21 protein-coding genes are annotated in these 22,514 nt (G+C 65.1%); 13 read left to right on the plus strand and 8 right to left on the minus strand.

From position 1 onward, the window contains the following. Positions 1 to 19: 19 nt before the first annotated feature. From H977_RS0121125 to H977_RS0121135, 3 genes are all read right to left on the minus strand, one after another. Positions 20 to 1,102 carry a 2-oxoacid:ferredoxin oxidoreductase subunit beta gene (locus H977_RS0121125; RefSeq protein WP_029109738.1) on the minus strand — a complete coding sequence of 361 codons (1,083 nt, stop codon included), beginning with the start codon at positions 1,100 to 1,102 and terminating at the stop codon, positions 20 to 22. After that, a complete protein-coding gene (locus H977_RS0121130) occupies positions 1,099 to 3,051 on the minus strand; it encodes a 2-oxoacid:acceptor oxidoreductase subunit alpha (protein WP_029109739.1) in 1,953 nt (650 codons plus the stop codon). Before H977_RS0121130 ends, H977_RS0121125 begins: the two co-directional genes overlap by 4 nt. A 352-nt stretch (positions 3,052 to 3,403) precedes the next feature. Continuing rightward, positions 3,404 to 4,213, minus strand: coding sequence for a PfkB family carbohydrate kinase (locus H977_RS0121135; RefSeq protein ID WP_029109740.1), 810 nt, complete (start codon positions 4,211 to 4,213; stop codon positions 3,404 to 3,406). A gap of 193 nt (positions 4,214 to 4,406) precedes the next feature. Here H977_RS0121135 and H977_RS33610 point away from each other — a divergent pair, with 193 nt between their 5' ends. Further along, positions 4,407 to 4,655: a hypothetical protein gene (locus H977_RS33610; RefSeq protein ID WP_036476614.1), complete on the plus strand. Its 249-nt coding sequence runs from the start codon at positions 4,407 to 4,409 to the stop codon at positions 4,653 to 4,655. On the opposite strand, the gene H977_RS0121145 is transcribed toward H977_RS33610, so the two are convergent. Next, positions 4,625 to 5,656, minus strand: coding sequence for a LacI family DNA-binding transcriptional regulator (locus H977_RS0121145; protein ID WP_029109741.1), 1,032 nt, complete (start codon positions 5,654 to 5,656; stop codon positions 4,625 to 4,627). The genes H977_RS33610 and H977_RS0121145 overlap by 31 nt on opposite strands. Before the next feature lie 82 nt (positions 5,657 to 5,738). Between H977_RS0121145 and H977_RS0121150 the strand changes: the two genes are divergently transcribed. From H977_RS0121150 to H977_RS0121170, 5 genes are all read left to right on the plus strand, one after another. Continuing rightward, a complete protein-coding gene (locus H977_RS0121150; protein WP_029109742.1) occupies positions 5,739 to 6,911 on the plus strand; it encodes a phytanoyl-CoA dioxygenase family protein in 1,173 nt (390 codons plus the stop codon). Further along, positions 6,908 to 7,915 carry a Gfo/Idh/MocA family protein gene (locus H977_RS0121155; RefSeq protein ID WP_029109743.1) on the plus strand — a complete coding sequence of 336 codons (1,008 nt, stop codon included), beginning with the start codon at positions 6,908 to 6,910 and terminating at the stop codon, positions 7,913 to 7,915. Before H977_RS0121150 ends, H977_RS0121155 begins: the two co-directional genes overlap by 4 nt. Continuing rightward, positions 7,912 to 8,784, plus strand: coding sequence for a sugar phosphate isomerase/epimerase family protein (locus H977_RS0121160; RefSeq protein ID WP_036476616.1), 873 nt, complete (start codon positions 7,912 to 7,914; stop codon positions 8,782 to 8,784). Before H977_RS0121155 ends, H977_RS0121160 begins: the two co-directional genes overlap by 4 nt. Next, positions 8,781 to 9,773: a Gfo/Idh/MocA family protein gene (locus H977_RS0121165; protein ID WP_029109745.1), complete on the plus strand. Its 993-nt coding sequence runs from the start codon at positions 8,781 to 8,783 to the stop codon at positions 9,771 to 9,773. Before H977_RS0121160 ends, H977_RS0121165 begins: the two co-directional genes overlap by 4 nt. A gap of 153 nt (positions 9,774 to 9,926) precedes the next feature. Beyond that, complete coding sequence (locus H977_RS0121170; RefSeq protein ID WP_029109746.1) at positions 9,927 to 10,697, plus strand: TIM barrel protein; 771 nt, start codon at positions 9,927 to 9,929, stop codon at positions 10,695 to 10,697. A gap of 201 nt (positions 10,698 to 10,898) precedes the next feature. Here the strand turns inward: H977_RS0121170 and H977_RS0121175 are convergent, their stop codons facing one another. The 4 genes from H977_RS0121175 to H977_RS0121190 all read right to left on the minus strand — a co-directional run bounded on the left by H977_RS0121175 (position 10,899) and on the right by H977_RS0121190 (position 14,736). After that, positions 10,899 to 11,714: an ATP-binding cassette domain-containing protein gene (locus H977_RS0121175; protein WP_029109747.1), complete on the minus strand. Its 816-nt coding sequence runs from the start codon at positions 11,712 to 11,714 to the stop codon at positions 10,899 to 10,901. Positions 11,715 to 11,718: 4 nt separating this feature from the next. Next, positions 11,719 to 12,777, minus strand: coding sequence for an ABC transporter permease (locus H977_RS0121180; protein WP_029109748.1), 1,059 nt, complete (start codon positions 12,775 to 12,777; stop codon positions 11,719 to 11,721). A 2-nt stretch (positions 12,778 to 12,779) separates the two neighbouring features. Continuing rightward, complete coding sequence (locus H977_RS0121185) at positions 12,780 to 13,766, minus strand: substrate-binding domain-containing protein (protein WP_029109749.1); 987 nt, start codon at positions 13,764 to 13,766, stop codon at positions 12,780 to 12,782. Positions 13,767 to 13,998: 232 nt separating this feature from the next. After that, positions 13,999 to 14,736, minus strand: coding sequence for a GntR family transcriptional regulator (locus H977_RS0121190; RefSeq protein ID WP_029109750.1), 738 nt, complete (start codon positions 14,734 to 14,736; stop codon positions 13,999 to 14,001). 204 nt (positions 14,737 to 14,940) lie between these two features. On the opposite strand from H977_RS0121190, the gene iolC reads away from it, so the two are divergent. The 7 genes from iolC to H977_RS0121225 are packed head-to-tail and all read left to right on the plus strand — an operon-like array spanning position 14,941 to position 22,497. Then, complete coding sequence (gene iolC, locus H977_RS0121195; protein WP_029109751.1) at positions 14,941 to 15,918, plus strand: 5-dehydro-2-deoxygluconokinase; 978 nt, start codon at positions 14,941 to 14,943, stop codon at positions 15,916 to 15,918. Beyond that, on the plus strand, positions 15,911 to 16,795 hold the full coding sequence (locus H977_RS0121200) for a Cgl0159 family (beta/alpha)8-fold protein (protein WP_029109752.1): 885 nt from the start codon (positions 15,911 to 15,913) through the stop codon (positions 16,793 to 16,795). Before iolC ends, H977_RS0121200 begins: the two co-directional genes overlap by 8 nt. Before the next feature lie 3 nt (positions 16,796 to 16,798). Then, a complete protein-coding gene (gene iolB, locus H977_RS0121205) occupies positions 16,799 to 17,686 on the plus strand; it encodes a 5-deoxy-glucuronate isomerase (RefSeq protein ID WP_029109753.1) in 888 nt (295 codons plus the stop codon). A 4-nt stretch (positions 17,687 to 17,690) separates the two neighbouring features. Continuing rightward, entirely contained in the window at positions 17,691 to 19,661 is a 1,971-nt protein-coding gene (gene iolD, locus H977_RS0121210) for a 3D-(3,5/4)-trihydroxycyclohexane-1,2-dione acylhydrolase (decyclizing) (protein WP_029109754.1), read from the plus strand. After that, complete coding sequence (locus H977_RS0121215; protein ID WP_029109755.1) at positions 19,661 to 20,581, plus strand: sugar phosphate isomerase/epimerase family protein; 921 nt, start codon at positions 19,661 to 19,663, stop codon at positions 20,579 to 20,581. The genes iolD and H977_RS0121215 overlap by 1 nt, the downstream gene beginning before the upstream one ends. A gap of 7 nt (positions 20,582 to 20,588) precedes the next feature. Beyond that, complete coding sequence (locus tag H977_RS0121220; protein WP_029109756.1) at positions 20,589 to 21,620, plus strand: Gfo/Idh/MocA family protein; 1,032 nt, start codon at positions 20,589 to 20,591, stop codon at positions 21,618 to 21,620. A 1-nt stretch (position 21,621) separates the two neighbouring features. Beyond that, the gene (locus H977_RS0121225; RefSeq protein ID WP_029109757.1) at positions 21,622 to 22,497 is read left to right on the plus strand and encodes a sugar phosphate isomerase/epimerase family protein; all 876 of its coding nucleotides are present in this window, start codon (positions 21,622 to 21,624) and stop codon (positions 22,495 to 22,497) included. Positions 22,498 to 22,514: the final 17 nt, after the last annotated feature.

The following is a 22,514-nucleotide window of genomic DNA, read 5'->3' on the forward strand; positions in this document are numbered from 1 at the left end:
GTCAGTGGGTTCGGCGCGATTACTCCACGGTCCAGGTGTCTTTGCCACGCAGCAAGGATTGCAGAGCCGCGGTGTCATGGGGCTTGGATTCGATCGCCGTGTTGACCTGCTGGCGCGCGGCGTCGTCATAGGTGGGTCGGCTGATCTTGCGGAAGATGCCCATCACCATGTGATCGAGGTTCTGCTCGCTCAACCGCGACAGCGCGAAAGCGTAGGCCGGATCGTCGATTTCGGCGTTGTGGACGACGATGTCGGTGGCCGCGACGTCGGCGGTCTTGGCGACCTCCAGACCGTACCCGGACTTGACCACGCAATACTCGCCATCCGTGCCGAACTTGATCGGCTCACCGTGGCTGACATTGATCAGCCGCTCCTCGGCGCCTTCCTTGCGCAGCGCGTCGAACGAGCCGTCATTGAAGATCGGGCAGTCCTGCATGATCTCCACCAGTGCCGCCCCGCGGTGCTCGGCAGCACCGCGCAGCACCTCGGACAGGCCCTTGCGGTCAGAGTCCAGTGCCCGGCCGACGAAGGTGGCCTCGGCACCCAGCGCCAGTGACACCGGGTTGAAGGGGTAGTCCAGCGAGCCCATCGGAGTCGACTTGGTGACCTTGCCGACCTCGGAGGTCGGCGAGTACTGCCCCTTGGTCAAGCCGTAGATCCGGTTGTTGAACAGCAGAATCGTGATGTTGATGTTGCGGCGCAGCGCGTGGATCAGGTGGTTACCACCGATCGACAGCGCGTCACCGTCACCCGTGACGACCCACACCGACAGATCCGGACGTGCCAGCGCCAGACCGGTGGCGATGGTCGGAGCGCGACCGTGGATCGAGTGGAAACCGTAGGTCTCCAGGTAGTACGGGAACCGGCTGGAGCAGCCGATGCCACTGACGAACGCGATGTTCTCGCGCTTGAGGCCCAATTCCGGCAGGAAATTGCGGATGGTGTTGAGGATGACGTAGTCACCGCAACCCGGGCACCAGCGGACCTCCTGGTCACTGGTGAAGTCCTTGCCCTTTTGTGGTTGGTCGGTCGTGGGCACCAGGGCGTTCTTGCTCAACGGGGCTTCGCTCAGCCCGAGATCGGCGCCGATCAGGTCAGTCATGCGTTCGCTCCCACAGCATTCGACTCAGTTGGTTCCTCGATGGTGGCCGCCGCCAACCTCGCGAACTTGGCCTTGTCCGCTTCCTTGTCGGCCAGTGTGCCGTCCAGGGCCGCGTCGATGATGCCTTCGACCTCGTCGGCCAGGAAGGCCATGCCCTCCACCTTGGTCACCGACTGGACGTCGACCAGGTACCTGCCGCGCAGCAGGAGGGCCAGTTGTCCGAGGTTCATCTCCGGCACCACCACCTTCGGGTAGCGGCGCAGCACCTCCCCGAGGTTGGCCGGGAAGGGATTGAGGTGACGCAGATGGGCCTGGGCCACCTTGATGCCCTTGCGCCGGGCTCGCCGGCAGGCCTCACCGATGGGTCCGTAGCTGCTCCCCCAACCCAGCATCAGCAGTTCCGCATCACCGGTGGGGTCGTCGACCTCCAGATCCGGCACCGTGATGCCGGCGATCTTCTCCTGGCGCAGCCGCACCATGAGGTCGTGGTTCTTCGGCTCATAAGAGATGTTGCCCGAACCGTTGGCGGCTTCGAGGCCACCGATCCGGTGCTCCAGACCCGGAGTACCGGGCACCGCGAACTGGCGAGCCAGAGTCTCGGGATCACGCGCGTACGGGGCGAACGGCTCGCCGGTCTTGGCGAACTTGTGCTCGATCGCCGGGTAGGCGCTGATGTCCGGGATCTGCCACGGCTCAGAGCCATTGGCCACCGCACCGTCGGACAGGATGATGACCGGGGTGTGGTAGTCGATCGCGATGCGCGAGGCTTCCACGGCGATGTCGAAGCAGTCCGATGGCGACTTCGGGGCGAGGATGGCGACCGGCGACTCGCCGTTGCGCCCGAACAGCGCCTGCAGCAGGTCGGCCTGCTCGGTCTTGGTCGGCAGACCCGTCGAGGGGCCACCACGCTGCACGTCGATGACGACCAGCGGAAGCTCCGTCATCACGGCAAGGCCGATCGCCTCGGACTTGAGGGACACGCCCGGACCCGAAGTGCTGGTGACGCCGAGCGCGCCGCCGTAGGAGGCGCCGATGGCCGCGCCGATGCCGGCGATCTCATCCTCGGCCTGGAAGGTCAGGATGTTGAAGTTCTTGTGCTTGGACAGCTCGTGGAGGATGTCCGACGCCGGGGTGATCGGGTAGGTGCCCAGCACCACCTGAATCTGGGCCAGGTGTCCGGCGGCCACGATGCCGTAGGCCAGCGCGGTGTTGCCCGAGATCTGACGGTATTCACCCGACTTGAGCTTGGCCGGCGACACCTCGTAGGTGGTGGCGAAGGCTTCGGTCGTCTCGCCGTAGTTCCAGCCGGCCTTGAGCGCCAGGACGTTGGCCTCGGCCACGTCGGGCTTGCGGGAGAACTTCTCCCGGATGAATGCCTCGCTGTGCTCGAGCTCGCGGCCGTACATCCACGACAGCAGGCCGAGGGCGAACATGTTCTTGGCGCGCTGGCCGTCCTTCTTGGTGGCACCGATCGCCTCGACGGCGCCCAGGGTCAGCGTCGTCATCGCGACGGACGTCACCACATAGTCGGACAACGTGTCATCCTCTAGCGGATTGTTGTCGTATCCGACCTTGGCGAGGTTGCGCTTGGTGAACTCATCGGAGTTGGCGATGATCAGACCGCCGCGGGGCAGGTCCGAGACGTTGGCCTTCAGCGCGGCCGGGTTCATCGCCACGAGCACGTCGGGACGGTCACCGGCGGTGAGGATGTCGTAGTCGGCGATCTGGATCTGGAACGACGACACACCGGGCAGGGTGCCCTGTGGTGCGCGGATCTCCGCCGGGTAATTCGGCTGGGTCGCCAGGTCGTTGCCGAACAGCGCAGCTTCAGAAGTGAAGCGGTCACCGGTCAGCTGCATGCCGTCGCCGGAGTCACCGGCGAAGCGGATGACGACCTTTTCGAGCTTCTGCCGCGGCGCGGCGCCATTGCCGTTGCCGTTCTCACCCACGGCTACCGCCTTTCACACGTTCTTTGACCACGTCTTTCCTGGCCGCTGTCATGTGACGCGCCGCCGGATCGAACGTCCACCGAATTTTGATGTCACTACCAGTACCGATTATTGCACTGCTCTTAGGCTGCACTTCACCGCGCTGACCCCCGACACGCGGGTCGGATCGCAATGAAGGCGCTGCTCGTCGACGTGAAGGAGTCCCTTTTGAGACAAAACTGTGGTTTTCGTCACGTTTAGGAGAATGTCATTCTCTAAGGAAAAAGCTACCGGCCGGTAGCTGTCCGCTAGCACTGGCAAGCACATACTTGACACCTGTCGAGTGTAGACCTCGGCAGGCGGCCGCCGGCGATCAGCCGACGTGCACCCGCTTGTCCAGCTCACGCGCCACGAGCGCACTTGCCGACTGCGCGGCACGATGCGGATCGTGGCCTGCCGCGCGGTGTGCGACATAGCAAGCGGTGAACATGTCCCCCGCCCCCGTGGTCTGGACGTCGAGAACCCGCCAGGCCGCCGGCACGCGTTCCACTGCGCCCTCGACATAGATGTCGCAGCCCTCCGAGCCGTAGGTCACCAGGATCTCGGCGACGCCGAGTCGTTCCGCCGTCGACGCATCGAATGCACCGTCGGCCACGATCACCGCCTCGTCCTCGGCAAGCTTGAGTACGTCGACGTTGGCCAGCAGGTCCGGCGGGAAGTGCCGATCCTCGACCAGAGGGCCCAATCGGTCGGCACGCACCAGCCCCTGCCCGTCGTAGGCGATGCGGTGACCACGGGCCGCCAGGGCTGCCAGCGTCGCTGCCGGGAAATCGGTACGCAACAACGGAGCCAGGTGCACCCATGTCGTCGCCGGATCGGCGGCTTCGATGTCACCGGCGGTCCACACCGGACCGATCGCCTGCACACCCATGTGCCGGTGATCGGTGTCGTCATAGTCAAGGCTGAACGAACTGGTCGTCTCCGCCGCCAGGACGTGCACCAGCGACCCGAACCGCGCACACAGCTCGTCGAACAGGGCGTGATCACGTTCGGCACCCATCGCGACGATCCGGCCGGATCCGCCTGCCGCCTCCAGTGCCACCCCGGCAAACGATGCGCATCCTCCCGGGCTCGGCGGCGCCCCATTGATGATGTCGATCGCGAGGTTGCCGAGCACGGTCACGCCGGGCACTAACTCTCGTGGCATGACTGAAGTCTCCCGGTCAGGGCGACCGCCACGCTTTCCGACCCCGAAAAATCTGCAACCTGAACCGAAATGTGACTCACGTCATACCACCTGATGTGGAATGTCCGGCGGCCCCTTCCGCATTCAAACCACATAGGTAGCCAATGTTGTAACGAAGGGTATTTGCGAAATGCGCACGGATCCGAAGGCCAAACTTCTCCTCTGTACGGCGGGCTTGGCAGCCGCGGCAGTCATGACGGTGCTCGGTGTCCAGGCAACGCAGGAGCACGGGACAACCGAAATGTCCGTGCCCGCGGCCGAACCCACCATGAACTTCGGCGAGACGGTCACCCAATCCACACCGCCGTCGGAGCCCGACACCCCCGCCGCCAAGCCGCCGGTCAAGGCTCAACCCGCACCCACCGCAGAACCCGGATAAGCCGGCAGGTTGTACGGCGTGATCACCTGAATGGGCACGGGGCGGACCGGCTCACCCGGCAGTGCGCCGTGCTGCTGCAGGATCAGCCGCATCGCCAGTCGCGCGTCGGCCCGCAGGTCGTTGTGCAGAACCACCGAGATCCTGCCGTCCCTCAGGAGTCTTCGGTTGTCCACATCGAGATCGTGGGCGACAAAGACCCGGCACTCTCGTCCGAGCTTCTCGAACGCCGCGACCGTGGCTGCGTTGCCGCCACCTGGTGAATAGACCGCCTCCACGGAAGGGTGACGCCGCAGCGCGTCGAGCACCAGCCGTTCGTTGGTCGCATCGATGCCGTCGCTGTCGGTGACCTCGACGACCGCACGACCGGAACCGCGCAAACCCGACCGGAATCCCACCTCACGCTCGCCCTCACCACGGAATACCGTGCGGCTCAAGGTGATCAGCACCGCGGACGGAGTGGGCCCCAGCCATTGCTCGATCAGGTAGGCCGCCGTCGCACCGGCCCCGTGATTGTCGATGCCGACGTATGCGCTGCGGGCGCTGGTGGGGATGTCGGTCGTGTACGTCACCACCGGGACACCGGCGGCCACCAGGTGGTCGACAGCCTCGGCCACTTCGGGTTCGTCGGCCGCCTTGAGCACCACCCCGTGGCTGCTGCGGATACTTGCGAGAGTGTCGACCATCTTGGCTGTGGAGCCGGATTCCCACAGGTGGAAGCGAGCTCGCATCATGGCCGGGGCGAACGTGGGCAACTCCGCCTCGACGGCCGCGCGGAACGCATCGGAGAACCGCTGCGGGGTCTGCATGACCACGTCGATCAGATAGCGACGTCCGTTGAGCCGCAACTGCGCCCGTTGCTTGTCCAGATCGGCGATCGCTTGTCGCACCTCGGCTCGGGTGTTCTCGCGCACGCCCGGGCGTTCGTTGAGCACCCGGTCCACCGTGGCCTCGCTCAAACCGCACTGTTGGGCGATCTCACGGACCTTGTATCGGTGCGCCACCGGTGGACCTCTCTCGCGTTGATGGTTTTTTGATGGCTTTTTGCCGTTGATTGTGCCACAGGACACAGCAAGACTGTCAGCCATGACCACGACATTGCGGACATCGCGTGGAGGGCGCCGGGCCTGGATCGAGGACTCCGACTGTTCCCTCGACGAGTTCCGCGCCCTGGTGTCCCGCAGCACCGACGCCGCCGACTACCCACTGGCCGCCGACATCCGGCACAACGTCCCTGTGTACTCGGCCGCCGCCATCGCCGGCGCCGACCGCCGCGGGCTGCAGGCCGAGTTGATCAGTGCGCTGGCCGACGGCCCGGGCGTCGTGGTGTTCGAAGGTGCCTTCGACGAGGCTGTGGTGGATCGTGCCGGCGCCGCGTTCAACGCGCTGATCGAAGCCCAGCGCCGCGAAGGCGCCGCCGCCGGTGACCATTTCGGCAAGGCCGGCGCGAACGACCGCATCTGGAATGCCGCGCAGAAGCTGGCCCTGCATTCCCCCGACGTGTACGCAGACTATTACGCCAACGACGCACTGGCCGTCGTGTCGCAGGCCTGGCTGGGCCCTCGGTACCAAGTCACCTCGCAGGTCAATGTGGTCAATCCCGGTGGCGCAGCGCAAGTTCCGCACCGCGACTATCACCTCGGTTTCGTCACCCCTGACCAGCTGTCCGACTACCCCGTGCATCTGCACCGGCTGTCACCGGCGATGACGCTGCAGGGCGCGATCGCGCACTGCGACATGCCGCTGGCCAGTGGGCCGACCATGCTGCTGCCGTACTCGCAGACGTTCGAGGCCGGCTACATCGCGTTCTACCGGCCGGAGTTCATCGAGTACTTCGCGGACCACCAGGTTCAGGTGCCGCTGGGCAAGGGCGATGCCGTCTTCTTCAATCCGGCGCTCTACCACGGCGCGGGCACCAACACCTCGCCCGACATCCGGCGCATGGCCAACCTGCTTCAGATCTCGTCGCCGTTCGGACGCGCGATGGAAGCACTCGACCGCACCGCCATGGTTCGCGCCGTATACCCGGCCCTGCTGGCGATGAAGGCCGCGGGCCGCTCCGAGCGGGAGCTGGCCAACGCCGTCAACGCCACCGCCGAGGGTTACGCGTTCCCGACGAATCTCGACCGGGACCAACCCATCGGCAGCCTGGCCCCGCCCAGCCAGGTCGACACCGTGCTGGCCGCGCTGGCGGGCGATCTGTCCGCCGAAGAACTCGGCGCCATCCTCGATCAGCAACAAGAACGGAGAATTCCATGACCACGCTCGGCGTTATCGGACTGGGCCGCATCGGCGCATTCCACACCGAAACCCTTTCCGCCCTAGATGGTTTGGACGGGCTGGTGATTACCGACGAACGCACCGACGTGGCCGCAGCGGTGGCCGCCAAGCACGGCGTCAAAGCGGTCGACACCGTCGAGGAATTGCTGTCCTCAGGCGTGGACGGCGTAGTGGTGGCGGCCGCCACCCCGGCACATGCCGAGCTGACATTGGCCGCCGTCGAACGCGGCATCCCGACATTCTGCGAGAAGCCGATCGCCTCCACCGCCGCGGAGAGCGCGCGGGTCGCCGAGACCATCGCACGATCCGGTGTCCCCGTGCAGGTTGGCTATCAGCGCCGCTTCGATGCCGCCTTCGCCGCGGCCAAGCGTGCAGTCGACGATGGTTCGTTGGGCATCCTGCACACGGTGCGCAGCACCACGATGGACCCTGCTCCCCCGCCGCTCGACTACATCAAGGGCTCCGGCGGAATCTTCCGCGACTGCGCCGTACACGATTTCGACATAGTCCGATGGATCACCGGCCAGAACGCGGTCGAGGTGTACGCCACCGGAACCGTCCAGGGTGACCCGCTGTTCGCGGAGTACGGCGACGTGGACACCGCGGCGGTGGTCGTCCGCTTCGACGGCGGCGCGCTCGGGGTGATCTCGAACGCCCGCTACAACGCCCGTGGATACGACTGCCGCCTTGAGGTTCACGGGTTCGACGACAGCGTGGCCGCCGGCTGGGACCAGGGTGTGCCGATGCGAAATATGGATCCCGCCAACACATTCCCGGTTGGCCCAGCGCACGATTTCTTCATGGACCGCTTCACCGAAGCGTTCCGCACAGAGCTGGCCGGCTTCGTGGAAGTGGCCAAGGGCGCGCCGGTCTCCGGCGCCACGGTGGCCGACGCCGTCGAGGTGGCCTGGCTGGCCGAGGCCGCCACCGAGTCCCTGCGCCGGGGCACCCCGGTGCGCATCGAGGAGGTTCGCAACGCATGAGCGCCACGATCAAAATCGCCGGAGCGCCGATCTCCTGGGGCGTGTGCGAGGTTCCCGGCTGGGGTCATCAGCTCGACCCCGAACGCGTGCTCACCGAGATGCGCGAGACCGGCCTGACCGCCACCGAGCTCGGCCCGGAGGGCTTCCTGCCCGCCGACACCGCCGACCTTCAATCCGTACTGAACCGGCACGGGCTGGCCTGTGTAGGTGGGTTCGTCCCGGTGGTGTTGCACAACGCCGATCACGATCCCGCCGATGACCTTGCCGGACCGCTTGATTCGCTGGTGGCAGCCGACGCCGGGGTGGTGGTGCTGGCCGCGGCCACCGGGTCCGACGGGTACGACTCCCGACCGACGCTCGACGACCGGCAATGGACCACACTGCTGTCCAACCTCGACCGTCTCTCGCACATCGCCGAACGGGCCGGCCTGCTCGCCGTGCTGCACCCACACGTCGGCACCATGGTGGAAACCCGCGCGGATGTCGACCGGGTGCTGGCCGGCTCGGCGATCCCGCTGTGCCTGGACACCGGGCACCTGCTGATCGGCGGTACCGATCCACTCGAGTTGGCCAAGGCCGTGCCGACGCGGATCAAGCACACGCACCTCAAGGATGTGGATGCCGCGCTGGCCGCCAAGGTGCAGTCTGGCGACATCAGCTACACCGACGCGGTGCGCGCCGGGATGTACACCCCACTGGGCACCGGCGACATCGATATTGCCGGAATCATCTCCGTGTTGCGGGACAACGGTTTCGACGGCTGGTTCGTGATGGAGCAGGACACGATCCTGGATGGCGCACCGGCTGGTGACGGTCCGGCCGCCGACGTGCGGGCCAGCGTGGCGTACCTGAAGTCTGTGACCTCGTGACCGGATTGCGCATCGGTGTTCTGGGTGCTTCCCGGATCGCGGAGAAGGCCATCGTGGGGCCGGCGCAGGAACTGGGTCACCGACTGGTGGCGGTCGCCGCGCGCGATCCGCAGCGCGCGGCGGCTTTTGCACAGAAATACGGCGTGGAACGCGTCGTCGGCTCCTACGCCGAGGTGATCGACGACGCCGAGGTTGATGTCATCTACAACCCCCTGGCCAACAGGCTGCACGCGCCGTGGAATCTGGCGGCGGTCGCCGCTGGGAAACCCGTGCTCAGCGAGAAGCCTTTCGCACGCAACAGTTCCGAGGCCGCCACGGTAGCCCGGGCCGCCGAGGCCGCCGGGGTCACGGTGCTGGAGGGGTTCCACTACTTCTTCCACCCCGTGACCCAGCGGGCCTTCACGCTTGCCGCCGGTGGCGAGATCGGTCGGCTCACCCGGGTCGAGGTGCGGATGGCAATGCCCGCCCCGGACGACGATGACCCGCGCTGGTCCCTGGAACTGGCGGGCGGGGCCCTGATGGACCTCGGCTGCTACGGCATGCACGTCCTGCGGTCGTTGGGCCGGCTGGACGTCGACGGGCTTCGCGGCGCCCCGTCCATCGTCACCGCCCATGCCGAGCAACGATCGACCGATGTCGATGCGACGTGCGATGTCGAGGTCGGTTTCCCGGGCGGCGCCACCGGATTGACCGCCAATTCGATGGTGGCGCCGGAGTATTCGTTCACCATCAGGATCGTCGGCAGCGACGGTGAGTTGCTGGTTCACGACTTCATCCGGCCCAACGACGACGACCGGATCACTGTGCGGACGGCTGCCGGTGAACGCGTCGAGCGACTCGGCACCCGGGCCAGCTACACGTATCAACTGGAGGCGTTCGCCGACCACGTCCAGAACGGCGCGGCGCTGCCGTTCGGACTCGCCGACGCGGTGACCAACATGGCCCACGTCGACGCCGCGTACCAGGCCGCGGGACTACCCACGCGATAGTGCCGCGGTTGAATCCCGCACGATGACGACCGCATTGCCTTTGTCAGACCCGAAACGTTCTAGTGAATCAGGAGTCCTCATGCCGGATCAGCTGGCCTTCGGCCCCATCGGAACTGGTGGCGCACCGGTCGCGCTCGCGGATGCGGTGCGCTCATGACGTTCGAACTCGCGATCTGCTCGGAGATGGTGTTCACCGATCTCGACATCGTCGAGCGGGCCCGGCGCATATCCGAACTCGGCTTCTCAGTGGAGATCTGGAGCTTCCACGACAAAGACCTCGATGCGCTCGCGTCGACCGGGGCCCGCTTCTCGTCGATGACCGGGTACCTGCACGGAGATCTCTACGACCCGGCGGGCGCCCGCGAGGTGGTGCGTACCGCACAGGAGGCCATCAAAGCCGCTGAGGTACTCGGGGTTCCGCGACTCGTCGTTCATCCGGGCGAGCTGGTCGATGGTCAGGCCGCACGCCCCCGGCACCGCGTCACCGGCGACATGTGGTTCTCGACGCTGCGCGGGCTGGAACAGCTCGGTGAACTGGGCGCCGAGGCAGGCGTCACGTTCTGTCTGGAGAACCTCAACACCATCGTCGACCATCCCGGGGTCCCGCTGGCGCGGGCCAAGGACACCCTGGCGCTGATCGAGGCGGTCGACCATCCCAACGTCAAGATGATGCTCGACCTCTATCACGCGCAGATCGGCGAGGGAAACCTCGTCGACCTGGTCCGCCGGGCCGGGTCTGCGATCGGCGAGATCCAGGTGGCCGACGTGCCAGGTCGCTGTGAGCCGGGCACGGGTGAGATCCACTACCCCGCCATAGCAAAGGCGCTGCGCGACGGCGGCTACACCGGAACCGTCGGCATGGAGGCTTACGCCTCCGGCGACAGCGTCGTAGCACTGGAAGCCTTCCGCGCCGCGTTTTCCTGAGGCACCCCCAGCAGCGCGAGCGTGCGTGTCTGATGGTCGGGCGCCGAAAAACATGGGCATTGTGGGCACGCTCGCCGCTGGCGGGCGTGCCCATTTTGGCGATGCGCCGCATCCCCATTCGGCTCCAAGGTGATTCTCGCGATCGCGCAGATAGCGCAGCGCCCCGCCGGCCGGGCGGCCGACGGGGCGCTGACGCAGTGATCAGCGGCGGAGCTCGTGGCTGAGCGCCTCAAGTTCGTTGCCGCCGGCCATCTCCTGGGTGAGAGTTTCCAGGCTGATCTCGTCATAGGAGCAATCCAGCTTCTGGCGACCGCGGTTGAGTAGGACGAAGTGGTCACCGACCATGTGCGCATGGTGCGGGTTGTGAGTGATGAAGATGACCCCGAACCCCTGCTCCTTCGCAGCGGTGATGTACCGCAGCACCATGCCGGACTGCTTGACGCCGAGCGCCGCGGTCGGCTCGTCGAGAATCAATACGCGAGCGCCGAAGAAGATCGCCCGCGCGATCGCCACACACTGACGCTGGCCACCCGACAACGACCCGATCGGCGCATCGACATCCGGCAGGTCGATGCCCATCTTGTTGAGTTCCGAGATCGTGGTCGCCCGCATCGCGTTGATGTCCAGGGACTTGAGGATGCCCTTCTTGCACAGTTCGTTGCCGAGGAAGAAGTTGCGCCACACCGGCATCAGCGCGACCACCGCCAGGTCCTGATACACCGTGGCGATGCCGGCCTTCAGCGAGTCCTTGGGAGAATCGAACACCGTGGCCTTGCCGTCGATCAGCAGGTCACCCTCGGTCGGCTTGTGCAGACCGGCAATGATCTTGATCAGCGTCGACTTGCCCGCGCCATTGTCACCGAGCACACCGGTGACCTCACCGGCACCCACCCGCAGGCTGATGTCCTTGAGCGCGATGATGTTTCCGTAGCTCTTTCCGACGTTCTTGAGTTCGACGACGGGCGGGGCGCCGCCTGACGGAGACTCTGCGATCGGTGCTTCGGCAGTTGTGCTCATCTACTTACCTTTTCGCTGCGTAGTTGCGGACGACGTTGTTGGCGATCACCGCGAACAGCAGCATCCCGCCGAGGAAGAACTTGAACCAGTCGGGGTTCCAGCCGGCGTAGACGATGCCCTGGTTCGTCATGCCGAAGATGAACGCGCCGATCAGGGTTCCGATGGCGGTGCCATAGCCGCCGGTGAGCAGGCAGCCGCCCACAACAGCCGCGATGATGTAGAAGAACTCGTTGCCGATGCCCTGCCCGGACTGCACGGTGTTGAAGGCGAACAGCAAGTGCATTCCCACGAACCATGCGCAGAAGCTGACCACCATGAACAGGCCGATCTTGACCTTGGTGACCGGTACGCCGACCGCGCGGGCACTGTCCTGGTTACCGCCCACGGCGAAGATCCAGTTGCCGATCCGGGTCTTGAACAAGACATAGGTGGCGATCGCGGTGAACAGAATCCACCACACCATGGTGATCCGCACCGAGACCCCGAACAGTGTGAACGATGACGCGAAAACCGCTTTGCCGGAATCGAATCCCTGCATATCCGAGACGCTCGGGGTGGCGACCTGACCGGACACCAGCTTGGTCACCGCCAAGTTGATGCCGGTGAGCATGAAGAACGAACTCAGGGTGATCAAGAATGACGGAATCTTGGTCTTCATCACCATGTAGCCGTTGAAGAAGCCGACCGCCAGGGCGATCACGAGGGCCAGCGCCGCGCCGGTCCACAGGTTCAGGTGCAGGTTGTAGGACAGCATCGACGCCGCCAGTGAGGCCGTGGTGACTGCGACACCCGAGGACAAGTCGAATTCTCCGCCGATCATCAGCACGCCCACACCGACCGCCATGATGCCGATGGTCGAACTCGCGTAGAGCACCGTTGCCAGAGCTTCGGGGGTCCGGAATGGTGGGGCCACGATGAGGAACAGCACGAAGATGCCGATCGCCCCGATGCCGGCCCCCATCTCGGGGCGAATCAGTAAGCGCTGCAGCTTGTTCTGTTCTTTGACCCGTTCATCGTGGACGACTTTGTGAGTCTCGAGATTGAGATCGGCCTGAGTACTCATGTCTAGCGGGTTCCGTTCTTGGCATATTCGGCGACGGCGTCGATGTTCGACTTGTCGATGAACGATGGGCCGGTCAGCGTGGGCTGGTTACCGCCGATCACGTTGCCGTTGTTGAGGTAGAGCCACAAAGAGTCGACGGCCAGATAGCCCTGCAGAAACGGCTGCTGGTCGACCGCCCACTGGATGTCGCCGTTCTGGATCGCGTCGACCAGCGCCGCGTTGGTGTCGAACGTGGCCACCTTGGCCGCGCTGCCCGCGTTCTTGACCGATTGGACGGCGGTCATCGCGAACGGCGCTCCGAGCGTGAGAACGGTGTCGACGGACGGATCTTGTTGCAGCTTGGCGGTGATCGTCGACTCGACCGAGGGCATGTCCTTGCCGTTGACATTGAGGATCTCAACGCCGGGGAACGTGTTCTTCACACCTGCGCAGCGGGCCTCCAGATCTACGTGACCCTGTTCCTGGATGACGCAGATGGCTTTCTTGGTGCCCTCGGACTGCAAGCGCTTACCTGCTTCCTGACCGGCGATGTAACCGTCCTGGCCGAAGTACTCCTTGACGCCCAACTTCTGCCATGCGTCGAGACCGGCGTTGAATGCCACCACGGGAATGCCCTTTGCCGTGGCGTTTTCGATGGCACCCTTCATCGCGTCAGGCTTGGCCAAGGTCACCGCGATGCCCCTGACACCACTGTCCACGGCAGTCTGGACCAGGTTGGCCTGGTTGGGCGCCTCTGGATCGTTGGAGTACCGCAGCTCGATGTTGTCCTTCTTCGCCGCGGTCTCGGCACCCTTCCGGACCAGGTCCCAGAAGGAGTCACCCGGCACCTCGTGGGTGATCATCGCGATGGTCATCCGTGGAGTGTCGGCTGTTCCCGCACCCATGCCGCCGCCGCTGCTGTCGGGTTTGCCGCCGGTGGCCGAACATGCGCCGGTTGCGAGTACGAGCACACTCGCCCCGGCTGCAGCCGCGAGCCGACTGAACCTCATTAGTTCTCCTTGTCCTCGACATCACCGGTGCTTGTGTGTTCTGGACTCCAGTGGCAAGCGACACGGCCTCGCCCACGATGTAATACCGCTCACATTCGAATGTCAAGACTTTGTTCTGACATTAGGACTGCATATCAAATCCGAAGGAGGGTGGCGACTCGACCGGAGCCGCCACCGCGCGTGGGCAGCACCGGTACGAAACCGTAAGGGACAGAAGACTTTTGACTACGTCTCAGCGATCAACGAGGGTGGTGTCGAAGTAATAGCGCGATGCGCGGTACGCGTGGCTGCCGTACTCCACGATGCGTCCGGAGTCGTCGAACGCGGTCCGTTCCATCACGAGCAGCGGGGCCTTCGGCTTCTCGTCGAGCAGCCGTGCCTCGTCCCGGCTGGCCGCCCTCGCGCCGATCCGCTGACGAGCCAGCCGGATGTGAACGCCGCGCGAACGCAGTGACCGGTACAGGCCGGATTGTTCGAGTTGCTCCTCGTCGGGCGCGAGCGCCGCGGGCAGGTAGTTGGTCATCAGGGCCAACGGCTGGCCACTCGATGTGCGCAGCCGGCGCATCATCGCGACCTCACTACCGGGCGAGAGGTTCAACCATCCCGCGATCTCATCGGAAGCCGGCCCGATCGTGTACTCCAGCACCTTGGTGGCGGGCTCCTGACCAGCCCGGGCGAGGTCGTCGTACAGGCTCGTCAGCTCGACGGGACGGTGCACGGGAGTCTGGACCACCTGGGTGCCGACACCCCGCTTGCGGACCAGAAGCCCCTTGTCTACGAGTTCCTGAATGGCGCGCCGAGTCGTCGGCCGGGACAGGTTGAGCCGGCTCGCCAGTGCCAGTTCGTTCTCGAAGCGGTCCCCGGGCTTGAGCTTTCCGTCGAGGATCGCCTTTTCGAAAACCTGAGACACCTGGAAGTACAGCGGCACGGGGCTCGAACGGTCGAGTTCGACGGACAGTGTCGGGGTCACTCTCTCTCCGATCCTCCTGTGCTCCGCGCCAAGACTGTGCGCGACGAATTTTCAGCGTACCTGCTTATGACTGAAAGTAAGAATGTCCGAACAAAGTCTTGACACCGCGCGGTGACGGGGCGCACAGTCGACATCGAGAGCGCCAGGACTCGTCGCCGCTCGAATTCATGCCACTCGCATACGCGCCGCAGTTGGGAGCCAATCGTGACCGATACCGCCAACCAGGCATTCGATGTCCTCGCCATCGGACGCAGCGGCGTCGACGTCTATCCGCTGCAGGTAGGGGTAGGGCTTGAAAACGTCGAATCGTTCGGCAAATTCCTTGGTGGCAGTGCGGCGAACGTCGCGGTCGCGGCGGCCCGGCTGGGCAACCGCAGCGCACTCATCTCAGGCGTCGGTGACGATCCGTTCGGCCGATACGTGCGCAGTCAGCTCGCTGCCCTCGGCGTCGACAACCGGTTCGTCCACACCCACGACGAGTATCCGACTCCGGTGACGTTCTGCGAGATCTTCCCGCCGGACAACTTCCCGCTGTACTTCTACCGCAAGCCGTCGGCACCCGACTTGCAGATCCGGCCGGACGAGATCGACACCGAGGCCGTGCGCAACACGCGACTGTACTGGTCTACGGTCACCGGACTCTCCGAAGAGCCAAGTCGCAGTGCGCACTTCGCTGCCTGGAAAATCCGGGGCCGCGCTCCCCTCACCGTCCTCGACCTCGACTATCGGCCGATGTTCTGGGAGACCCCAGCCGCGGCCACCGAACAGGTGCAGCGGGCTTTGCAGCACGTCACGGTAGCGGTGGGCAATCGCGAGGAATGCGAGATCGCCGTCGGTGAGAGCAACCCGCACAAGGCTGCCGACGCCCTGCTCGATTCGGGGGTGGAGCTGGCGATCGTCAAGCAGGGCCCGCGCGGCGTGCTGGGCAAGACCAGGCGCACCTCGGTCACCGTGCGACCGAACGAGGTCGACGTGATCAATGGGCTGGGAGCCGGAGATGCCTTCGGTGGCAGCCTGATTCATGGCCTGCTGCACGAGTGGCCGCTGGAGAAGACCCTTCGCTACGCCAATGCGGCCGGGGCCATCGTCGCTTCCCGGCTCGAATGCTCGACCGCGATGCCGACCGCCGCCGAGGTGGCCGACCTCGCCGAACAAACCGCCGTGGAGGCAGCCAATGTCTAAACCCACCGTGTGCAGGGACTACGCCGCGATCACCGAGGTCCGCACGACTGCACCGGCCGCGATCGGCGCGGCCTGGCAGCACCGCACCACTCGTCCGACAGTCCGCGGGGACGGCAGGCTGATGATCGTCGCAGCCGATCATCCGGCTCGCGGGGCCCTCGCGGTCGGGCCGCGAACCACCGCCATGAACAGCCGTACCGACCTGCTCGACCGGTTGTGCACCGCACTCTCCGATCCAGGAGTCGACGGCGTCCTGGCCACCGCTGACATTCTCGACGACCTACTGTTGCTCGGCGCACTGGACGACAAGGTGGTTTTCTCCTCGTTCAACCGTGGCGGGCTGGCCGGTTCGACATTCGAGCTGGACGACCGGATGACCGGTGCGACCGCGGCCTCGACGGCCGCGGCCCGGATGAACGGCGGAAAGATGTTGTGCCGCATCGATCTCGATGATCCAGGCACGGTGTCCACGCTGGCGTCCTGCGCAAAGGCCGTCGATGAGCTGGCGGCGCACGGTCTGGTCGCGATGCTGGAGCCATTCATGTCCAGCCGGGCCGACGGCAAGGTGCGCAACGATCTGAGCCCCGACGCGGTGATCAAATCAGTACACATCAGCCAGGGGCTGGGCTCGACCTCGGCCTACACCTGGATGAAGCTGCCTGTGGTCGACGAGATGGAGCGCGTCATGGAGTCGACCACCATGCCCACCCTTCTGCTCGGCGGTGACCCGACCGATCCCGACGAGGCGTTCGCCAACTGGGAGAAGGCGTTGGAGCTGCCCTCGGTGCGTGGCCTGATCGTGGGCCGCACCCTGTTGTACCCGCCTGACGACGACGTCGCGTCGGCCGTCGCAGCAGCCGTGAAGCTGGTGAGGTGACGAATGAACAGCAAGTGGTACATCCCCGCCCGCAGCGCCGAGCTGCCGTTCACCGTCAACGTCACCCCGGAGTCCGCAGGCTGGTCCGAATCCTCGTTGCAGGTCTTGGAAATAGGCGAGCATTGGATGTCGAATCACTTCGAACTGCACACCGGCCACACCGAGGTCATGATCCTTCCGCTGACCGGTGGCGGCACCGTCGAATGTGGCGGAGCGACCTTCGAACTGTCACCGCGGTCCTCCGTCTTCGACGGTCCCGCCGACATGGTCTATCTCGGTATCGGTCAGGAATATCGACTTTCCGGCGAGGGCCGCTTCGCGATCTGCGGTGCGCGGGCAACGCGCTCGTTTCCGAACCGCAGGCGCGCCGCGGCCGACGTGCCCGTGGAGCTTCGCGGCGCGGGCAACTGCAGCCGCCAGGTGCACAACTTCGGCACTGCAACAACATTCGAGGCCGACTCGCTGATCGCATGCGAGGTGATCACCCCGGGTGGCAACTGGTCCAGCTATCCCGCGCACAAGCATGACGAGAACACCGAGGTGGAAACCCAGCTGGAAGAGATCTATTACTTCGAGATCGACGACAGCCCGGCCGGTACACCAGGATTCGGCTATCACCGGGTCTACGGCACCCCTGAACGCCCCATCGAGGTGCTGGAAGAGGTCCGATCCGGGGACGTCGTGCTGGTACCACACGGCTATCACGGACCGTCGATCGCGGCACCGGGCCACGACATGTACTACCTCAATGTGATGGCCGGCTCCGGACCGGACCGGGCCTGGTTGATCTGTGACGACCCGAACCACACCTGGCTCCGTGACAGTTGGGAGCACCAGGACGTCGATCCGCGTCTCCCGTTCCCTACATCCACTTCTCGCCAAGGAGCCTGATCCCGTGGTATCCACCGCACCGAAGTCGACCGAGAAGCTCGTCGATACCGAGGCTACTGTGCGACTTACGGTGGCACAGGCCACCGTTCGATTCCTCGCCAATCAGTACGTCGAGCGGGACGGCGAACGCCACAAGTTCTTCGCCGGCTGCTTCGGCATATTCGGTCACGGCAACGTCGCCGGTCTCGGTCAGGCGCTGTTGCAAGACGAGGTTGAGGCTTCGGAGGCCCCAGAAGGGCACAGGGAACCCGGGCTCAAGTATGTGCTGGGCCGCAATGAGCAGGCCATGGTGCACAGCGCGGTGGCGTATGCCAGGCAGAAGGACCGGCTGCAGGCGTGGGCGGTCACCGCCAGCATCGGTCCCGGCTCGACCAACATGCTGACCGGCGCCGCGCTGGCCACCATCAACCGGTTGCCGGTGCTGCTGTTGCCCTCCGACACGTTCGCCACCCGGGTCAGTTCGCCTGTGCTGCAGGAGCTCGAACTGCCCTCCTCCGGTGATGTGACGGTCAACGATGCGTTCAAGCCGCTGTCCCGGTACTTCGACCGAGTCTGGCGACCCGAACAGCTCCCGGCCGCTCTACTGGGTGCCATGCGGGTGCTGACCGATCCCTGCGAAACAGGTGCGGTGACCGTCGCTTTGCCCCAGGACGTGCAGGCCGAGGCGCACGACTGGCCGGAATCGCTGTTCGCCGAACGCACCTGGCATGTGGCTCGCCCGCTGCCAGAGCGCTCCGCCATCACGCGGGCCGCCGAGATCATCGCGTCCGCCCGCAAGCCGCTGATCGTTGCCGGCGGCGGCGTGCACTACTCCGGCGCCGAGAATGCACTCGCGGCGTTGTGCCAGCAGACCGGAATCCCGGTCGCCGAGAGCCAGGCCGGCAAGGGTTCACTTCGCTTCGACCACCCGCAGTCTGTCGGCGCGATCGGGTCGACCGGCACCACCGCAGCCAACGCGCTGGCGTCGGAGGCCGACGTCGTGATCGGCATCGGCACCCGGTACAGCGATTTCACCAGCGCCTCACGGACCGCGTTCAACAATCCCGATGTCCGGTTCGTCAACATCAACGTCGCATCGCTGGATTCGGTCAAACAGGGTGGCGTCAGCGTCGTCTCCGACGCGCGAGAGGCGCTCGTTGCGCTGAGTTCCGCCATGGGCGATTACCGCGTCGGTGACGAATACCGCTTCCGCACCGCCGAACTCGCTGCGGAGTGGGAGGCCACGGTGTCTTCGGTCTATGCGACCGAGGACGGTGCTCAGCTCAACCAGAACCAGGTGATCGGCCTGGTGAACATGCTCTCAGATCCGCGCGATGTGGTGGTGTGTGCCGCCGGGTCGATGCCCGGCGACCTTCACAAGCTGTGGCGCACCCGGGATCGCAAGGGCTATCACGTCGAATACGGATACTCCTGTATGGGGTACGAGATCGCCGGCGGCATCGGCGTGAAGATGGCCGACCCAGACCGGGACGTGTTCATCATGGTCGGCGACGGCTCGTATCTGATGATGGCGACCGAACTGGTCACCGCGGTACAGGAGGGCGTCAAGGTCATTCCGGTGTTGGTGCAGAATCACGGATTCGCCTCCATCGGTGGTCTTTCGGAGTCACTGGGTTCTCAGCGATTCGGTACCGCCTACCGCTACCGCGGTGCCGACGGCCGCCTCGACGGCGCGAAGCTACCGGTGGATCTGGCGGCCAACGCGGCCAGTCTGGGCGCCGACGTCATCAGGGTCGGCACAGCCGCGGAATTCACCGACGCGGTCAAGACCGCCAAGGGTGCCGAGAACACCACCGTCATCTACGTCGAGACCGATCCCATGGTCTTCGCCCCGGACAGTCACTCCTGGTGGGACGTTCCGGTGTCGGAGGTCTCCACGCTGGAGTCCACCCAGAGCGCCTACGAACGCTATACGGACTGGAAGAAAGTTCAACGCCCCCTGATCAATCCGGCAGATCGTCAGAAGGACTCGTAGTGAGCAAGATTCTCGTTGGTTCGGCTCCTGATTCCTGGGGTGTGTGGTTTCCCGACGATCCGAACCAGACGCCGTACACCCGCTTCCTGGACGAAGTTGCCGCGTCGGGCTACCGGTGGATCGAGCTGGGGCCATTCGGTTACCTGCCGACCGACCCTGAGCGACTCGCCGACGAACTCGCCGAGCGCAATCTGAAGCTTTCGGCCGGCACCGTGTTCGAGCATCTGCACCAGTCTGAATCCCACGGGGACGAAGCGTGGAACTCAGTGTGGACCCAGGTCGAGGACGTCGCCAGGCTGACCGCTGCAGTCGGCGGTAAGCACGTCGTGGTCATCCCCGAGATGTGGCGTGATCCCGCCACCGGGGCGGTGCTGGAGGACCGCAACCTCACGGCTGAGCAATGGCGCAAGAAGACCCAGGGCATGAACGAGCTGGGCAAGGCCATGTTCGAAAAGTACGGCGTGCGTGCGCAATACCATCCACATGCCGACAGCCATGTCGACACCGAAGAGAACGTGTATCGATTCCTCGACGGCACCGACGGCGAATTCGTCAACCTCTGCCTGGACACCGGTCACATCAGCTACTGCGGCGGCGACAACGTCGCCATCATCCGCCACGCCCCCGAGCGCATCGGCTATCTGCATCTCAAGCAGGTCGATCCCGAGGTGCGGGCCAAGGTCGAGGCCGAGGACCTGCCATTCGGTGAGGCAGTCAAGCTGGGCGCGATGATCGAACCGCCGCTGGGTATTCCGGAGATGCCGCCGTTGCTCGCCGAGATCGAGAAACTCGGTATCGACGTGTTCGCGATCGTCGAGCAGGACATGTACCCCTGCGAGGCGGATGCTCCCCTACCCATCGCCCAGCGCACCCAGAAGTACCTGGGGTCCTGCGGTGTCCCGTCCGTTCGTTTCAGCTAGGAGCAGCATGTCTGATCTTCGTGTCGCCGTCCTCGGCGTCGGCATCATGGGCGCCGACCACGTCGCGCGCCTGACCAGCCGGATCTCCGGGGCCCGCGTCGTCGTGGTGAACGACTTCCTCACCGAGAAGGCCGAAGCGATCGCCGCAGGCATCCCGGGCTGCCGGGCAGTGACCGATCCGCTCGACGCCATCGCCGACCCTGAGGTCGATGCCGTCGTGCTCGCCACGCCAGGGCCCACCCACGACAAGCAACTGCTGTCCTGCCTGGAACACGGCAAGCCGGTGTTGTGCGAGAAGCCCCTGACCACCGATGTCGAATCGTCCCTCGAGGTGGTCAAGCGCGAGGCCGAGCTCGGAAAGCGGCTCATCCAGGTCGGTTTCATGCGCCGTTTCGACGAGGAGTACATGCAGCTGAAAACCATGCTGGATGCCGATGAGTTCGGACGCGCGCTGGTGCTGCACTGCGTGCACCGCAACCCGGCCGTGCCGCCGAGCTTCGACAGCTCCATGATCGTCAAGGATTCCCTGGTCCATGAGGTCGATGTGACCCGGTTCCTGTTCGACGAGGAGATCGCCTCGATTCAGATCATCAAGCCGGCCGTCAATCCGGGTGCCCCCGAGGGCATCCAGGACCCGCAGATCGCCATCATGCGCACCGGTTCCGGCAAGCATGTGGACGTCGAACTGTTCGTCACCACCGGCGTGGCCTACGAGGTGCGCACCGAACTGGTCGGCGAAAAGGGTTCGGCGTTCATCGGACTCGATGTCGGGCTGGTGCGTAAGGGTGCACCAGGAACCTGGGGTGGCACCATCACCCCAGGTTTCCGGGAACGCTTCGGCCGGGCTTATGACATCGAGTTCCAGCGCTGGGTCGACGCGGTTCAGCATGGCACCACCACCGGGGACTACACAGATGGCCCCACCGCGTGGGACGGCTACGCTGCTGCGGCGGTGTGTGCGGCCGGTGTCGAGGCACTGGAGACCGGCCTGCCGATCGAGGTGAAGATGGTGTCGCGCGAGTCGATCCCGGGGGCGTGACATGAAGATCGCACTGGATCCGACGCCGTTCCACCACGACTACGGACTGCTCGAATTTCCGCGCCTGGTGGCCGAACTCGGTTACGAGTATCTGCAGCTGACCCCGCACCGCGACTTCATCCCGTTCTTCAACCATCCGCGCGCCGACGACGATCTGGTGGCCAAGTTCCGCGAGGCCTGTGCCGACGCCGGCGTCGGGATCGCCTCGGTGCTGCCGGTATTGCGCTGGTCCAGCCCGGACCCCGATGCCCGCGAAGCCGCGGTACGCAACTGGAAGCGTGTCATCCAGATCACCGTCGACCTCGGCGTCAACGTGATCAACACCGAATTCTCCGGACGTCCCGAGAAACCCGAGGAATCCGAACGGGCGTTCTTTCGATCGATGGAAGAACTGCTCCCGATATTCGAACGTGAAGGCATCGATGTCCGGATCGACCCGCACCCCGATGATTTCGTCGAGGATGGTCTCGAAGCGGTCCGGATCATCCGCGGGGTCAACTCCGCCAATGTCGGCATGGTGTATGTGGCATGCCATACGTTCCACATGGGCTCGAACATGACCGAGATCATCCGAGCCGCCGCCGACTTCCTGCGCCTGGTCCACGTCGCCGACACCATGGACCACCACCGCAGCCATGGATTGCGCTACATCACCAACCCGCCGGGCAACCCGGTACGGGTTCACCAGCATCTGAAAATCGGTGACGGCGACATCAACTGGGACGAGTTCTTCGGGGGCCTGGCCGAGATCGGCTTCTACGACCGCGACGACACCGTCATGGTGTCCTCGGTATTCGCCGAGGACGAAACCGCCCATGACGTATCGCGGTACCAGCTGAAGACGATGGCCGAGTACGTCACGAAGTACCGCGGGTGATCGTCGGGTGTGGAGGC

The organism is Mycobacterium sp. URHD0025, assembly GCF_000426065.1.
In the GTDB taxonomy this organism is placed as follows: Bacteria; Actinomycetota; Actinomycetes; order Mycobacteriales; family Mycobacteriaceae; genus Mycobacterium.

What these genes read in the sequence shown, in the direction of transcription:
- H977_RS0121125 (WP_029109738.1), bottom strand. Translation starts at nt 1,102, where the DNA reads ATGACTGACCTGATCGGCGCCGATCTCGGGCTGAGCGAAGCCCCGTTG.
- H977_RS33610 (WP_036476614.1), top strand. Translation starts at nt 4,407, where the DNA reads ATGCGCACGGATCCGAAGGCCAAACTTCTCCTCTGTACGGCGGGCTTG.
- H977_RS0121150 (WP_029109742.1), top strand. Translation starts at nt 5,739, where the DNA reads ATGACCACGACATTGCGGACATCGCGTGGAGGGCGCCGGGCCTGGATC.
- H977_RS0121155 (WP_029109743.1), top strand. Translation starts at nt 6,908, where the DNA reads ATGACCACGCTCGGCGTTATCGGACTGGGCCGCATCGGCGCATTCCAC.
- H977_RS0121160 (WP_036476616.1), top strand. Translation starts at nt 7,912, where the DNA reads ATGAGCGCCACGATCAAAATCGCCGGAGCGCCGATCTCCTGGGGCGTG.
- H977_RS0121170 (WP_029109746.1), top strand. Translation starts at nt 9,927, where the DNA reads ATGACGTTCGAACTCGCGATCTGCTCGGAGATGGTGTTCACCGATCTC.
- H977_RS0121175 (WP_029109747.1), bottom strand. Translation starts at nt 11,714, where the DNA reads ATGAGCACAACTGCCGAAGCACCGATCGCAGAGTCTCCGTCAGGCGGC.
- H977_RS0121180 (WP_029109748.1), bottom strand. Translation starts at nt 12,777, where the DNA reads ATGAGTACTCAGGCCGATCTCAATCTCGAGACTCACAAAGTCGTCCAC.
- H977_RS0121185 (WP_029109749.1), bottom strand. Translation starts at nt 13,766, where the DNA reads ATGAGGTTCAGTCGGCTCGCGGCTGCAGCCGGGGCGAGTGTGCTCGTA.
- H977_RS0121200 (WP_029109752.1), top strand. Translation starts at nt 15,911, where the DNA reads ATGTCTAAACCCACCGTGTGCAGGGACTACGCCGCGATCACCGAGGTC.
- iolB (WP_029109753.1), top strand. Translation starts at nt 16,799, where the DNA reads ATGAACAGCAAGTGGTACATCCCCGCCCGCAGCGCCGAGCTGCCGTTC.
- H977_RS0121220 (WP_029109756.1), top strand. Translation starts at nt 20,589, where the DNA reads ATGTCTGATCTTCGTGTCGCCGTCCTCGGCGTCGGCATCATGGGCGCC.
- H977_RS0121225 (WP_029109757.1), top strand. Translation starts at nt 21,622, where the DNA reads ATGAAGATCGCACTGGATCCGACGCCGTTCCACCACGACTACGGACTG.